This is a genomic window from Amycolatopsis rifamycinica, assembly GCF_000695625.1.
Classification (GTDB): domain Bacteria; phylum Actinomycetota; class Actinomycetes; order Mycobacteriales; family Pseudonocardiaceae; genus Amycolatopsis; species Amycolatopsis rifamycinica.
Map to the genome: position 1 here is coordinate 36,885 of NZ_JMQI01000055.1, position 13,789 is coordinate 50,673.

General features: G+C 72.1%; 11 protein-coding genes. 9 read left to right on the plus strand and 2 right to left on the minus strand.

All coding sequences use genetic code 11. The annotated features are described in order from the left end of the window. The first annotated feature begins 45 nt into the window (after positions 1-45). The 8 genes from DV20_RS25835 (at position 46) to DV20_RS25870 (ending at position 10,134) form a co-directional block, all read left to right on the plus strand. The gene (locus DV20_RS25835) at positions 46-2,310 is read left to right on the plus strand and encodes a cellulase family glycosylhydrolase (protein ID WP_043784567.1); all 2,265 of its coding nucleotides are present in this window, start codon (positions 46-48) and stop codon (positions 2,308-2,310) included. 104 nt (positions 2,311-2,414) lie between these two features. Beyond that, positions 2,415-4,259 carry a rhamnogalacturonan lyase gene (locus DV20_RS25840; protein ID WP_043784569.1) on the plus strand — a complete coding sequence of 615 codons (1,845 nt, stop codon included), beginning with the start codon at positions 2,415-2,417 and terminating at the stop codon, positions 4,257-4,259. After that, entirely contained in the window at positions 4,256-6,442 is a 2,187-nt protein-coding gene (locus DV20_RS25845; RefSeq protein WP_043784571.1) for a glycoside hydrolase family 2, read from the plus strand. The genes DV20_RS25840 and DV20_RS25845 overlap by 4 nt, the downstream gene beginning before the upstream one ends. 11 nt (positions 6,443-6,453) lie before the next feature. Beyond that, positions 6,454-7,767, plus strand: a complete 1,314-nt coding sequence (locus DV20_RS25850) for a right-handed parallel beta-helix repeat-containing protein (RefSeq protein ID WP_043784572.1) — start codon at positions 6,454-6,456, stop codon at positions 7,765-7,767. 72 nt (positions 7,768-7,839) lie between these two features. Beyond that, complete coding sequence (locus DV20_RS25855) at positions 7,840-8,235, plus strand: hypothetical protein (protein ID WP_043784575.1); 396 nt, start codon at positions 7,840-7,842, stop codon at positions 8,233-8,235. Positions 8,236-8,304: 69 nt separating this feature from the next. Further along, positions 8,305-8,691 carry a VOC family protein gene (locus DV20_RS25860; RefSeq protein WP_043784577.1) on the plus strand — a complete coding sequence of 129 codons (387 nt, stop codon included), beginning with the start codon at positions 8,305-8,307 and terminating at the stop codon, positions 8,689-8,691. A gap of 112 nt (positions 8,692-8,803) precedes the next feature. Next, positions 8,804-9,214: a hypothetical protein gene (locus tag DV20_RS25865; protein ID WP_043784579.1), complete on the plus strand. Its 411-nt coding sequence runs from the start codon at positions 8,804-8,806 to the stop codon at positions 9,212-9,214. After that, positions 9,211-10,134: a sensor histidine kinase gene (locus DV20_RS25870; protein WP_043784581.1), complete on the plus strand. Its 924-nt coding sequence runs from the start codon at positions 9,211-9,213 to the stop codon at positions 10,132-10,134. The genes DV20_RS25865 and DV20_RS25870 overlap by 4 nt, the downstream gene beginning before the upstream one ends. A 4-nt stretch (positions 10,135-10,138) precedes the next feature. On the opposite strand, the gene DV20_RS25875 is transcribed toward DV20_RS25870, so the two are convergent. Beyond that, positions 10,139-11,080, minus strand: a complete 942-nt coding sequence (locus DV20_RS25875) for a lysyl oxidase family protein (RefSeq protein WP_043784582.1) — start codon at positions 11,078-11,080, stop codon at positions 10,139-10,141. Positions 11,081-11,241: 161 nt separating this feature from the next. Between DV20_RS25875 and wecB the strand changes: the two genes are divergently transcribed. Then, complete coding sequence (gene wecB / locus DV20_RS25880) at positions 11,242-12,417, plus strand: non-hydrolyzing UDP-N-acetylglucosamine 2-epimerase (RefSeq protein ID WP_043784584.1); 1,176 nt, start codon at positions 11,242-11,244, stop codon at positions 12,415-12,417. A gap of 58 nt (positions 12,418-12,475) precedes the next feature. Here wecB and DV20_RS25885 read toward each other — a convergent pair whose 3' ends face one another. Next, the gene (locus DV20_RS25885; RefSeq protein WP_043784825.1) at positions 12,476-13,786 is read right to left on the minus strand and encodes an NAD(P)/FAD-dependent oxidoreductase; all 1,311 of its coding nucleotides are present in this window, start codon (positions 13,784-13,786) and stop codon (positions 12,476-12,478) included. Positions 13,787-13,789 lie beyond the last annotated feature (3 nt).

The following is a 13,789-nucleotide window of genomic DNA, read 5'->3' on the forward strand; positions in this document are numbered from 1 at the left end:
CCAGCCTGAAACTTTCCTGTCGAGTGGTGCTCCAGGAGGTCGGTAATGAACTGGCGATTCCTCCGCGCGCTCGTGGCCGGCTTGCTGCTGGCCGCCTGCGCCGTCGTGGCCCCGGCCGCGGCCCGAGCGGCCGTGCCCACGCGGGTCATGGCGCTGGGCGACTCCATCACGGGGTCGCCCGGCTGCTGGCGGGCGTTGCTGTGGAAACACCTGCAGGACACCGGCCACACCGACGTCGACTTCGTGGGCACCCTGCCGGCCCCCGGCTGCGGCTTCACCTACGACGGCGACAACGAGGGGCACGGCGGGTTCCTGGCGACCGGGATCGTCCGGGACAACCAGCTGCCCGGCTGGCTGTCGGCGTCCCGCCCGGACATCGTGCTGATGCACCTGGGCACCAACGACGTGTGGAGCAACATCCCGGCGAGCACGATCCTCGACGCCTACACGACGTTGCTCGGTCAGATGCGGGCCGCCAACCCGGCGACGAAGCTGATCGTCGCGAAGATCATCCCGATGAACCCGGCCAACTGCGCGGCCTGCGGCCAGCGGGTGGTGGAGCTGAACAACGCCATCCCCGCCTGGGCGCAGGCGCACTCCACCGCCGCGTCCCCGATCACCGTCGTCGACCAGTGGACCGGGTTCGACACCGCGGCCGACACCGGCGACGGCGTCCACCCGAACAGCACCACCGGCATCCAGAAGATCGAGAGCCGCTGGTACCCGGCGCTGCTCGCGGCGCTCGGCACGGACACCCCCGCCGCGACCGGCCTGCACGTCGACGGCACCCGCGTCCTGGAAGCCGGCGGCAGTCCGTTCGTGATGCGCGGGGTGAACCACGCCTACGTCTGGTACCCGAGCCAGAACCGCGCGTTCGCCGACATCAAGTCCTTCGGCGCCAACACCGTCCGGGTCGTGCTCGGCAGCGGGCAGCGGTGGGGGCCGACGCCGGCCGCCGAGGTCACGAGCGTCATCGGGCAGTGCAAGCAGAACCGGCTGATCTGCGTTCTGGAGGTGCACGACACCACCGGGTACGGCGAGCAGAGCGGGGCCGCCACCCTGGACCAGGCGGCGAGCTACTGGATCAGCGTGGCCAGTGCGCTGAAGGGCCAGGAAGACTACGTCGTGATCAACCTGGGCAACGAGCCGTTCGGCAACGACCAGCAGGTGAGCGCGACCTGGACGACCGCGACGAGCAACGCGGTGCAGCGGCTGCGGGCCGCCGGGCTGCGGCACCTGCTGATGGCCGACGCGCCGATGTGGGGCCAGGACTGGCAGAACATCATGCGGGACAACGCGGCCACGGTGTTCAACGCCGACCCGCAGCACAACACGGTCTTCTCCATCCACATGTACGGCGTCTACGACACCGCCGCCGAGATCAACGCGTACTTCGACGCGTTCCGCACCGCCGGGCTGCCCCTGGTCGTCGGCGAGTTCGGGAACATGCACACCGACGGCAACCCGGACGAAGACACGATCATGGCCCAGGCGCAGGCCCGCGGCCTCGGGTACATCGGCTGGTCGTGGAGCGGCAACAGCAGCGACGTCGGGTACCTCGACATGACGAACAACTTCGACCCGGCCGGTCTGACGGCGTGGGGCGAGCGGTTCCTCAACGGCGCCAACGGAATCCGCCAGACCTCGAAGGAAGCCACCATCTTCGGCGGCGGCCAGGCCGACACCCAGGCACCGTCCGTTCCGGGCACCCCGGCCGTGTCGGGCGTGACCTCCGGCGGTGCGACGTTGACCTGGGCGGCTTCGACGGACAACGTCGGTGTCACCGGTTACGACGTCCTCCGGGCGCCGGGTGCGAGCGGCGGCACGTTCGCGGTGGTCGGTTCGTCCGCGACGACGTCGTTCACCGACAGCGGCCTGGCGGCTTCGAGCACGTACCGGTACCAGGTCCGGGCCAAGGACGCCGCGGGCAACACCTCGGCCCTGTCGGGAGTCGCGACGGCGACGACGAGCGCGGGCGGCGGCGGTGCGTGCAAGGTGACCTACTCCGCCTCGAACTGGGGCGGCGGCAACGGGTTCACCGCCAACATCACCATCGTCAACACGGGCACGAGCGCGCTCAACGGCTGGACGCTGGCCTTCACGTTCGCCGGTGGCCAGCAGGTGACACCGCCCGGCTGGGGTGCCGGCTTCGCGCAGTCCGGCGGTGCGGTCACCGCCAAGAACCTGAGCTGGAACGGCACGCTGGCGCCCAACGCCTCGACCGGCATCGGTTTCAACGGCACCTACAGCGGCTCCAACCCGGCGCCGGCGGCGTTCACGCTCAACGGGAGTACCTGCTCGGCGGGCTGACGCGCCTTCCAGGAAGGACGAAGGAGTCCTCATGTCCCTCAAACGGCCAGCGGTGTTCCTCTCCACTGTCCTCGGCTGAACAACCAACGCAGATCGGAGTAGCCATGCGCAGGTTCGCCGTCAGCAGGCGGCTCGTCGTGGCCGCCGCGGCCGTGGTGGCCGCCGGCCTCGTCCCGGCCCCGGCCACCGGCGCGGTCGTGCCGGCCGCGCCGCTCAGCGGCACGCCGCAGATCGACAAGCTGAACCGCGGGGTGGTGAGCGTCCACACCGCACAGGGCAACCGGGTCAGCTGGCGGCTGCTCGCCGGTGACCCGGCCGGCGTCGCGTTCACCGTCTACCGCGACGGCACCAGGGTGACCGCGACCCCGGTGAGCGGGCCGACGAGCTTCCTGGACGCGGGCGCCCCCGCGGGTGCCCGCTACACCGTGCGCGCGGTGGCCGGCGGGTCGGAGGTGATGTCCGCCTTCGCCGCGGAGGATTCGCTGACCCTGGACAGCGGTGTCGCCGCGAGCACCCGGGACATCCCGATCCAGCCGCCCGCCGGCGGCACGACGCCCTCCGGGGAGGCCTACACCTACACGGCCAACGACGCCAGTGCCGGTGACCTGGACGGCGACGGCCAGTACGAGATCGTGCTGAAGTGGGATCCGACCAACGCCAAGGACAACTCGCAGTCCGGATACACCGGCAACGTCTACATCGACGCCTACCGGCTCGACGGCACGCGCCTGTGGCGGATCGACCTCGGGCGCAACATCCGCGCCGGCGCCCACTACACGCAGTTCCAGGTCTTCGACTACGACGGCGACGGCAGGGCCGAGGTCGCCATGAAGACCGCGGACGGCACGCGGTCGGGTACCGGCCAGGTCATCGGCAGCGCGAGCGCCGACTACCGCAACTCCAGCGGGTACGTCCTGTCCGGCCCGGAGTTCCTGACGGTGTTCAACGGGCAGACCGGCGCCGCGATGTCCACGGTGAACTACGACCCGCCGCGCGGCACGGTGTCCTCGTGGGGTGACAGCTACGGCAACCGGGTGGACCGGTTCCTCGCCGGCACGGCCTACCTGGACGGGTCCCGCCCGAGCCTGATCATGAGCCGCGGCTACTACACCCGCACGGTGATCGCGGCCTGGGACTTCCGGAACGGCGCGCTGACCAAGCGGTGGACGTTCGACTCGAACTCGGCCGGCTCGCAGTACGCCGGCCAGGGCAACCACCAGCTGGCCATCGCCGACGCCGACGGCGACGGCCGGGACGAGATCGTCTTCGGGGCCATGGCCGTCGACGACAACGGCAGTCCGCTGTGGAACACCCGCAACGGCCACGGCGACGCCATGCACGTCGGCGACCTCATCCCCACGCGGCCCGGCCTCGAAGAGTTCAAAGTGGACGAGGACAAGTCCAAGCCGGCCGCCTGGATGGCCGACGCGCGGACCGGCCAGATCATCTGGCAGAACGCCTCCTGCAACTGCGACAACGGACGCGGGGTCTCGGACGACATCTACGCCGGCAGCCCCGGGGCCGAATCGTGGTCGTCCGCGGTGTCCGGGCTGCTGAACACCAGCGGCCAGAACATCGGGCGCAAGCCGTCGTCGGCCAACTTCGTCATCTACTGGGACGGTGACGCCCAGCGCGAGCTGCTGGACGGCACCCACATCGACAAGTACGGCACCAGCGGCGACACCCGGCTGCTGACCGCGTCGGACGTGCACTCGAACAACGGAACCAAGAGCACCCCGTCGCTGCAGGCCGACCTGTTCGGCGACTGGCGCGAGGAGGTCGTCTGGCCGACCTCGGACAACCGGGCGCTGCGGATCTACTCGACCACGGACGCGACGAGCATCTCGCACGTGTCGCTGATGCAGGACCGGCAGTACCGGACGGCCGTCGCGTGGCAGAACACGGCGTACAACCAGCCGCCGCACCCGAGCTTCGCCCTGGCGAGGTGACGGCGTTGTCCGCCCCCCGGAAGGTCCTTGCCGGTGTACTGGCGCTCGTGCTGGTTCCGCTGACCGTGGTGTCCGGCACGGCGGTCGCGGCCGATCGGCACCGCACGGTCACGGACTTCGACGCCGGCTGGCTGTTCCACTACGGTGACGCCGGTGGTGCCGGTGGTGCCTCCTACGACGACGGCGGCTGGCGCAAGCTCAGCGTGCCGCACGACTGGAGCATCGAGGGCCGGAACCCGCCGGCCGTCCCGTTCTCGCAGTCGGCACCGAGCACCGGCCGCGGCGGCTACCTGCCCTCCGGCATCGGCTGGTACCGCAAGCACTTCTCGCTGGCCGGGGTGCCCGCCGGCCGCAAGGTGTCCCTCGAGTTCGACGGCGTGATGGCCAACGCGAGCGTGTACGTCAACGGCACGCTCATCGGCACCCACCCGTACGGGTACACCGGCTTCCGCTACGACATCACCGCGGCGGCGAAACTCGGCGGCGACAACGTGGTCGCCGTCAAGACCGACACGACGGCACAGCCGGCGTCGCGCTACTACACCGGCGCCGGGATCTACCGTGACGTCCGGCTGATCGCCACCGACCCGGTGCACATCGGGCAGTGGGCCACCCGCGTCACCACGCCGGGCAACAACACGGTGCACGCCGAAACCACGGTGGTCAACGAGAGTGGCGCGGCGGCGAGCGTCAGCGTCCAGGGTGTGCTCACCGATCCGGGCGGGGCCGCGCTGCCCGCGGTCACCACGGCGGCCAAGACCGTCGCCGCCGGGGCGTCGGCCACCTTCGCCTACGACGTGCCGGTGAGCAACCCGAGGCTGTGGGACCTGGCGAGCCCGAACCTGTACTCGCTGGCCACCACCGTCCTCGCCGGCGGGACGGCGGTGGACGACGACGTCACGTCCGTGGGCATCCGCACCCTGGCGTTCAACGCCGCGAGCGGGATGAGCCTCAACGGCAAGAACGTCAAGTTCCAGGGGGTCGCGCTGCACCAGGACCTCCACGGGCTCGGGACGGCCGCGCCGCAGCGGGCCGTGCAGCGGCGGCTCGCGCAGCTGAAGGCGCTCGGGGTGAACGCCATCCGCACCGCGCACGACCCGCCGAGCCCGGCGTTCCTCGAGCTCACCGACCGGATGGGGTTCCTGGTCCTCGACGAGTTCTTCGACGTCTGGACCCAGCACAAGTACTCCGACGTCGGCGACTACGCGACCCACTTCACCCGGACGGCGGCCGCGCCGACCGGTACCCCGGCGGTGCCCGGCGCGAGTGGTTCGGTGCCGTGGTACCAGGTGGACGCCACCAGCGTCGTCCTGCGCGACCGCAACCACCCCAGCGTGGCGATGTGGAGCACCGGCAACGAGATCCGCGACCCGATCGCGACCCGGACCCCCCTGCTGACCAGGATGGCCGCCATCGCGCACAGCCTCGACCCGGGCCGTCCGGTCACCCAGGCGCTGTTCCGGCCGAGCGACAGCGGCGACGTCACCGGGGCCACCCGGACGATCGTGGACGTCTTCGGCGGCAACTACCGGCCCGACGAGGTCATCCGGGCCGCGAAGACGTCCCCGGCGCGGCCCGGGCTGTTCACCGAGATGGGCACCGACACCTCGGCGTGGCAGACGGTGCGGGACAACCCCGTGGTCACCGGCCTGTTCCTCTGGACAGGCGCGGCGTACCTGGGGGAGGCCGACGGGCTGTGGCCCCGCGTCGAGCCGGACTTCGGGTTGCTGGACGGCGTCGGCACGGTCCGGCCGATCGGCTACTCGTGGCAGCGGACGTGGGGTGCGCCGACGACGTCGCCGCCGGCGACCGGCACCACGGCGACCCGCGTGCTGCTGTCGCCCGACCACAGCGCCGTCTCCACGGACGTCGACGACGTCGCGTACGTCAAGGCGACCGTGGCCGACTCCGCCGGCCGCGTGGTGACCGGCTCCTCGGCCCCGATCACGTTCGGCATCAGCGGGCCGGGCGAACTGGTGGCGGTCGACAGCGGGAGCCCGGTGCAGGAAAGCTTCCGCGGCTCGGTGCGGAAGGCCTACCAGGGCATCGCGTACGGCCTGGTGCGGGCGACGGGCCCGGGCACGGTCACGGTGACCGCGAGCTCGGCCGGGCTGACGCTCGGCACGACCACGCTGACCGGCACCACGGCGTCGTTCGTGCCGTGCTCCGGCAGCTGCGACTGAAGGGAAGATCCGTGCGCAGGTACCGGCTGAGCATCCTCACGCTCGCGGTGGTCCTGGCCGGCGGCGGGGTGGCCGCCGCCGGCCCCGCGGCCGCCGCCACCTACTACGTCGCGCCGTCGGGCAGTGACAGCGCCGCCGGGACGCAGGCGGCACCCTGGGCGTCGATCGCGCACGCCCAGGCCGTCGCGCAGGCGGGCGACACGGTGTACCTCCGCGGTGGCACCTACACCTATTCCCGCGCGAACAAGGCCTGCGCGAGCCAAACCGACCGGGTGGACGCCATCACGCTGAACAAGAGCGGCAGTTCCGGCAACCCGATCCGCTACTGGGCCTATCCCGGGGAAACGCCCGTCTTCGACTTCTCGCGGGTCAGCGACAACTGCCGGATCAAGGGCTTCGACGTCACCGGCGATTTCCTCCACCTGAAGGGGCTGGAAGTCAAGGGTGTGCCCCAGAACAACAACCTGAACCACGAGTCCTGGGGCATCTGGATCTCCGGGAGCGACAACACCTTCGAAGCGCTCAACCTGCACCACAACATGGGTCCCGGATTGTTCGTCCAGGACGGCGGCGGCAACGTCGTCCTCAATTCCGATTCCCACGACAACTACGACCCCCGGACGTCGAACGGGGCCGGGGAAAGCGCCGACGGGTTCGGGGCGCACGTTTCCGCCAACCGCCCGGGCAACGTGTTCCGCGGCTGCCGCGCGTGGTGGAACTCCGACGACGGGTTCGACCTGATCAACGCCTTTTCGTCGGTGACGATCGAGAACTCGTGGGCGTGGCGCAACGGCTACCTGCCGCAGACGACCACGCCGTCCGGCAACGGCAACGGCTTCAAGATGGGCGGCTACGGCGGGAAGTACGTCAGCAACGGCGTCAAGCACTACGTCCGGAACTCGGTGGCGTTCAACAACAAGGCGGCGGGGTTCTACGCCAACCACCACACGCTGGCCAACGACTACTTCAACAACACCGGCTACGCCAACAACCCCGACTACAACATGCTGGGCATCACGCCCAGCGGCGGGGCCACCGGGCTGGGCAACCTGCGCAACAACATCGCCTACAAAGGAACCCTGACGTCGAACATGTCGGGCACGAGCGCCTCGTACAACTCGTGGAACCTGGGCGTAACACTGTCGGACGCGCAGTTCCAGAGCGTGTCGACGGCCGGCTGGGACGCGCGGCGCCAAGCCGACGGGAGCCTGCCGGTGCTGCCGAACCTGCGGCCGGCGCCGGGGGGTTCGCTGATCGACAAGGGCACCAACGTCGGCCTGCCGTACCGCGGGGCGGCGCCGGACCTCGGCGCCTTCGAGTACTGAACAGCCGAATGCGGCCGGACGAGATCAACTAGGGTGGTGGTGCCTGGGGGACGGCGAGGACGAGGAGCGATCGTGCCCACATTGACCGAATTGCCCCGGTGGACGATTCGGACCTCCGGTGACCAGGCCACCTTCACCTACGTTCCCGCGGGCGGCGACCCCGTGGCGCCCCCGGTGCGGGGCGGGCGCGGGCTGGCCCTGCGGGAGGCGGACCTCCCCGGCTTCGCCAAGGCGCTCGGCGAGGTGATGAAGCTGCCGACCTACTGGACGGCACGGGCCCGGGCGGGCCGCCTGAGCCTCGACGGCGACCCGGCCTGGTCGGAACCCCGGCTCGACCCGGCGGACGGCTTCGTCCACGTCGCCGGGCCGTGCGACCCGCCGGAGGCGGGCGGCTCCTTCACCGTGGCCTTGGCCGACGTCCGCGCCCTGCGCGTCCGGATCGCCGCCTACCTGCACCGGCGGGGGTAGCCCGCGGGTTGGCTGCCCGCCGGGGTGGGTAAGCGGGGGCACGACGCAGCCGGCAGCACGGAGACGACGATGGCCATCAGGCTGGGCAGCACGGTGATCAACTGCACCGGCCTGGACACGATGACCCGCTTCTGGGGCGCGGCGCTCGGCCTGGAGCCGGCGTCCGGGACCGACGGCTTCCGCCTGTTGCGCGGCTCACACGTCAACCTCTCGCTGCAGCGCTCCTCGGCGCCGGTGTCGGCGCGGGACCAGATGCACCTGGACCTCTACACCGACGACCAGCAGCACGAGGTCGAACGGCTCCTCGGTCTGGGCGCCCGCTTCGTGCGCCACGTCGAGGACGACCCGGTCGACGACTGGGTGGTGCTGGCCGATCCGGAGGGCAACTTGTTCTGCGTGTGCGCGAAGCCGGCGGACGAGGTTCGTGACGCCCGGGCCAGGGCGACGGAGCCGTGAGCCGGTCCGGCGGCGTAGCCTCGCCCTGTGGATGCCCGCCGAACGACCCAGCGAACCCGCTGCGACGGTCCGTGACCATGCGTGCCGGGGTGACCGGCGGCAGGACGGATTCGTGGCCCACGCGGGCGAGTTCCGGCCCGAGGGCCGGGTGCGCGACGTCGCCTCAGGGCACGAGGCGACGATGACCGCGCGGCCGCGGGCGGACGAACGCCGCGCCGAGGGTCCGGAGCCCGGGGCGGTCCGCGTCGCCTCGGTGGACGCCTTCGCCCGCCACGAGCAGCTGGCCGGCCACTCGGACCGGGAGTCCCGCCGGCTCTGGCCGCCGGCCCTGGAGCGCGCCGGCCCGCGGCCCGAGGGCACGATCACCCTCGACGCCGCCGGCCCGGACTTCGCCGAACGCCGCGGCCTGGGCGCGCTCGCCGGCTCCGCCGAGCGGCACGCGACCACGCTGAAACCGACCACGCCCGCCCGGCTCGTGGCGCTGCCGGACCTCCCCGGCGTGCGCGTGGAGCGTGCGGCATGAGCAACCACCACGCCACCGTCCGCTACCGCGATGACGACGAGCTGCTCGCCGTGGCCGTGCCGTTCCTCGAGGGCGGCCTCGCCGCCGGTCAGCCGACGCTGGTGTCGCTGGAGCCGGACCGCGCCGAACTGCTGCGCGGCGCCCTGCCGCGCTCCGCCCGGGTGGAGTACCTGTCCACCGGCGACCTCTACGCGCGCCCCGCCGCCGCGATCAAGTCCTACCGCGAGCTGATGGCCGGCCTCGTCGACGGCGGCGCGACCGGGATCCACGTCTTCGGCGAGATCCCGCGGGCCGCGATCGACACGTCCTGGCACTGGTGGGCCCGCTACGAGGCGACGGTCAACCACGCCTACGACGAGTTCCCGCTGCGCAGCATCTGCGCGTACGACACCCGCACGACGCCACGGCACGTACTCGACGACGTCGCCCGCACGCACCCCTTCGTCGCCACTCCCGGCGGCGCGCACCACCCGAACACCGGCTACGTGGAGCCGCGGTCCTTCCTGACCGGCTCGCGGCCGATGACGCCGTTCCCGATCGAAGGCACCGAGCCGCGGGCGGAACTGCTCGATCCGCGGCCGGCGGACGCGCGCCGGGCCGTGCTGGCGACCGCGCCGGGGGATCTGCCTCCGGCCGAGGTCGACGACCTGGTCCTGGCCGTGAGCGAGGTCGTGGACAACGCCGTGCGCCACGGCCTGCCGCCGGTCCGGGTGCGGATCTGGGCGGATACCGGGCAGCTGGTGGTCTCGGTGCACGACGCCGGCGAGGGACCCACGGACCCGTTCGCCGGATTGCTGCCGGCGGAGCGGAGCATCGGCGGCCGGGGGCTCTGGATCGCCCACCAGGTCTGCAGCGAGGTGGTGCTGCACCGCGGCGAAGCCGGCTTCACGGCCCGCCTCGCGGCCGGCCGGCCCTGGTAACGGCTCAAGCGCAGCGCGGCTGCCCCGGGCAGCTCCGCAGCAGAACGACCACCGGCGCGGCCGGGATCGTGCCGTCCGGCTGCGGCATCCCCTGCGGCCACGCGATCGACAGCGCCACCGCCGACGCGTTGTTGCCGTAGTTCCGCTCCAGCAGCGTCCGGTCGGCGTTCACCGTGTTCACCAGGTCGTACGTGCCGGCCGGGACGTGGGTGATGTCCAGCCACTGGAAGTCCACGGTGTACTTGTAGTCGTCGCCCGCCCCGACGGAGATGCCCTCGAGCACCTCCAGCGCCGTGGGCTCGTGGTGGCGGCACATGTTGTCGCGCAGGTTCGCGGCGAGTTCCGCGTCGGCGCCGGTTGCGCCCGGGACGTGGGTCAGGCGGGCGGCGTCGTGCACCCGGAACCGGTCGCCGAGGCAGAAACCGTTCTTGCGGTCGGTGACCACCGTCTTGCCCTGCCGGGACACCAGCGCGAAGTGCTCGAAGTTCATCAGGTGCCAGTGCTGGTGGGCGAGGGCCGGTTCGTAGTAGGTGAACGCCCCGGTGGCCCGCTGCGCCGCCGCGTAGCCGGCCGGGATCGAGCCGTCGGTGCCGTCGCGCAGCGCCTGCCGGACGCTCATGGTGTCCTGCTTCGTGCTCTCGCGGCGGCCGTACAGCAGCAGCGGCCCGTCGCCGACGTTCTCCTCCGCGCTGGTGAACCGCAGCCGGACGGCCTTCGCCACCGACGGCGTCACGCACCGGCCGTTGGGGGCCGCCGCGTCGATCACCGGGCAGACGTCCCAGGCGGTGCACTGCGGGAGTTCGCCGGTACTGCCCCCGGGACACCCCGGCGGGGCCTGGCGGAGGTCGGGGAGCAGGAGGTCCGGTGCCGCGTCGGCCCGGGGAGCGGAGGCGGAAACGGAGGCCGCGAGCGCGACGAGCGCCAGTACCGCGAATTTTCTGAGCAAGGGCGGGCCGTCCTGTCCGGTATTCCGACCGGGCCATTCTAGAGCGTCCGCAATTCCCCGGTGCGACACCGTGTCGTCACACGATCGACTGAGTCGCCCCCGATTCGGCGGTTCCGGTCAGTAACGTGCGGCGAACTCATCGCCCGAAAGGACCGCACCGCATGTCGACGACCACCGCAGATTTCCGCGCGACCGCCGCGAGTTCCCCGGCGGCGCGGCCCGCCGGAACCGGCGGGATCACGCTGGTCTGTGGCACTCGGCCGGAACTGATCAAGCTCGCCCCGCTGATGCGGGTGTTCGGCGACGAGTGCGCCGTCGTCTACACCGGACAGCACTACGACCGGTCGCTGTACTCGCGCATCCGCGCGGACCTGCCGCCGTCCGACCGGTTCCACGAACTCGGCGTGGGCGCCGGCCGCCGCGGCGGCCAGCTCGGCCGCACGGTCAGCGCGGTCGACGAAGTACTGGCCGACCGGCCCGGCCGGGTGGTGGTCGTCCAGGGCGACACGACGTCCGCGCTCGCCGGCGCACTGGCGGCCAACGCGCACGACCTCCCGCTGGTGCACGTCGAAGCCGGGCTGCGCAGCCACGACCGGGCGATGCCCGAAGAGCACAACCGCGTGCTGATCGACCACCTCGCCGATCTGTGCTGCGCGCCGACCGAGCTCAACCGCACCAACCTGCTGGCGGAAAACGTGCCCGCCGACCGCATCGCCGTCACCGGCAACACCGTCGTCGAGGCACTGCAGGCGGCGCTGCCGTCCACTGAGGACCGCCGGGCGGTGCTGGCGGCCCGCGGGCTGGAGCGCGACCGGTTCGTGCTGGCGACGATCCACCGCCCCGAGAACGTCGACGACGCCGGCCGGCTGGCGGTGATCCTGCGCGAGCTGGGCCGCCTGCCGCTGCCGGTGGTGTTCCCGCTGCACCCCCGCACGGCCAAGACCATCGAGGCGGCCGGTCTGCGGCCCCTGCTGGACCCGCTCGTCGAGCTGGAACCCCAGGCGTACCCGGCGTTCCTGGCCCTGGCCGCGGAAGCCGCGGTGCTGGTCTCGGATTCCGGCGGCATCCAGGAGGAGGCGAGCGTCCTCAAGCGCCCGGTGATCGTGGTGCGCCGCAGCACCGAGCGGCCCGAGATCGCGGGCACGTTCGGAACGCGGGTGCTGCCGGGGCCGTCGATCGGCGCGGAGGTCGCCCGGTGGCTCGACGACGTGGCCGGCCACCGGGAGCGCCTCCGGCAGATCCCGTCACCGTACGGCGACGGATCGGCGACCGCGCGGATCGTGGCCGCGCTGGGTGCGTTGCTCGACGAGCGGGCCGGTGTGGTGACCGGCGGCTGATTCGCGGGGCGGGGGGCGCTACTCGGCCACTCGGTCCGCCGGTGCGCGCCCTCCTCGATCACCCGGCCGGCGCGGTCACCACCGGCTGACCCGCCGGCGCGTCGACCACCTCGTTCGCCAAGCGCACGCTCGAATTCCAGCTCGTCACGTCCGGGTAGACGTGGGCGGTGGTGGCCAGCAGGAGGCCGGTGCCGTCCACCGTCACCGGGGGGCGCGCGGCCAGGTAGCCGAGCGGGTACACCGGTTCCACGAACGGCGCCTTGAACACCCGCACCTCCTCGATGCCGTCGGCACCCAGCTCCGGGTACAGCCCGCGCAGCTGGGTCGACCAGCGGGCCGCGATCGCGGTGTCGTCGTCGAGGAACAGCTGGGAGTCGCGGTCGGTGTAGTGCATGACGTACACCAGGTGGCGGCCGTCGTGGGGGCCGGCCAGCGCGGACATCGCGACCACGCCGTCGAACTCCGTGCCCGAGTGCAGGACCGGCGTCCAGTAGTGCTCGGTGATCGGCTGCCGCAGGAAGAACACACCGGTGACCACGCCCTGGTAGGGCAGGTCGGTCGTGGGCAGGCGGGTGGCGAGCGCGTCGTCCGCGATGCGGCGCAGCAGGGGGAGCGGCACGGTGGAGATCACCTGGTCGGCGTCCAGGACCTCGCCGCCGGTCAGGGTGAGGACCGGGCGGCCGCCGGTCGAGCTCAGCCGTCGGACCGGGGTCGACGTGCGCACGACGCCGCCGGCCCGCTCGATCGACGCCCGCAGCGCGTCGATGATCGTCTTGTAGCCGCCGTCCGGGTAGCCGCGGGTGGCGACGTTGCGCTCGCGGCCCAGCCGCTGCCACAGGTACAGCGCGGGGACGTCGCCGAAGGCCGTCCCGAACTTCGAGCCGAACATCGGCGCGAACAGCCGCTCCCACACGACGTCGCCGTAGAGCCCGCGCAGCCAGTCCTCGGTGCGCAACCGGTCGAGGTCGCGGCCCTGCCCCAAGCGGCGCAGCAGCAGGGAAACCACGCCGAAGCGCACGCGGTCGTGCAGCCGCAGCGGGGAGAACCGGAGCAGGTCGAGCGGGGAGTTGAACGGGTGGCGCCGTCCCTCGACGACCATGCCCATCGTCGTTTCGCGCCACCGCACCGCGTCCCGCAGGCCCAGCTCGTCCAGCAGGGCCAGCAGGCTCGTGTCGGACGGCATGACGCAGTGGTAGAAGCGCTCGATCCACCGGTCGCCGTGTGCGAAGAACGTGCCGAGCCCGCCGAGCTGGTCGCTGCTCTCCAGGAGCGTCACGCGGGTGCCGCGGCGGGCGAGGCGGTGGGCGGCGGCGAGGCCGCAGATGCCGCCGCCGATCACGGCGACGTGCGGGGAGTCGGGGTGGGTCACCGG

What these genes read in the sequence shown, in the direction of transcription:
- DV20_RS25835 (WP_043784567.1), top strand. Translation starts at nt 46, where the DNA reads ATGAACTGGCGATTCCTCCGCGCGCTCGTGGCCGGCTTGCTGCTGGCC.
- wecB (WP_043784584.1), top strand. Translation starts at nt 11,242, where the DNA reads ATGTCGACGACCACCGCAGATTTCCGCGCGACCGCCGCGAGTTCCCCG.
- DV20_RS25860 (WP_043784577.1), top strand. Translation starts at nt 8,305, where the DNA reads ATGGCCATCAGGCTGGGCAGCACGGTGATCAACTGCACCGGCCTGGAC.
- DV20_RS25870 (WP_043784581.1), top strand. Translation starts at nt 9,211, where the DNA reads ATGAGCAACCACCACGCCACCGTCCGCTACCGCGATGACGACGAGCTG.
- DV20_RS25840 (WP_043784569.1), top strand. Translation starts at nt 2,415, where the DNA reads ATGCGCAGGTTCGCCGTCAGCAGGCGGCTCGTCGTGGCCGCCGCGGCC.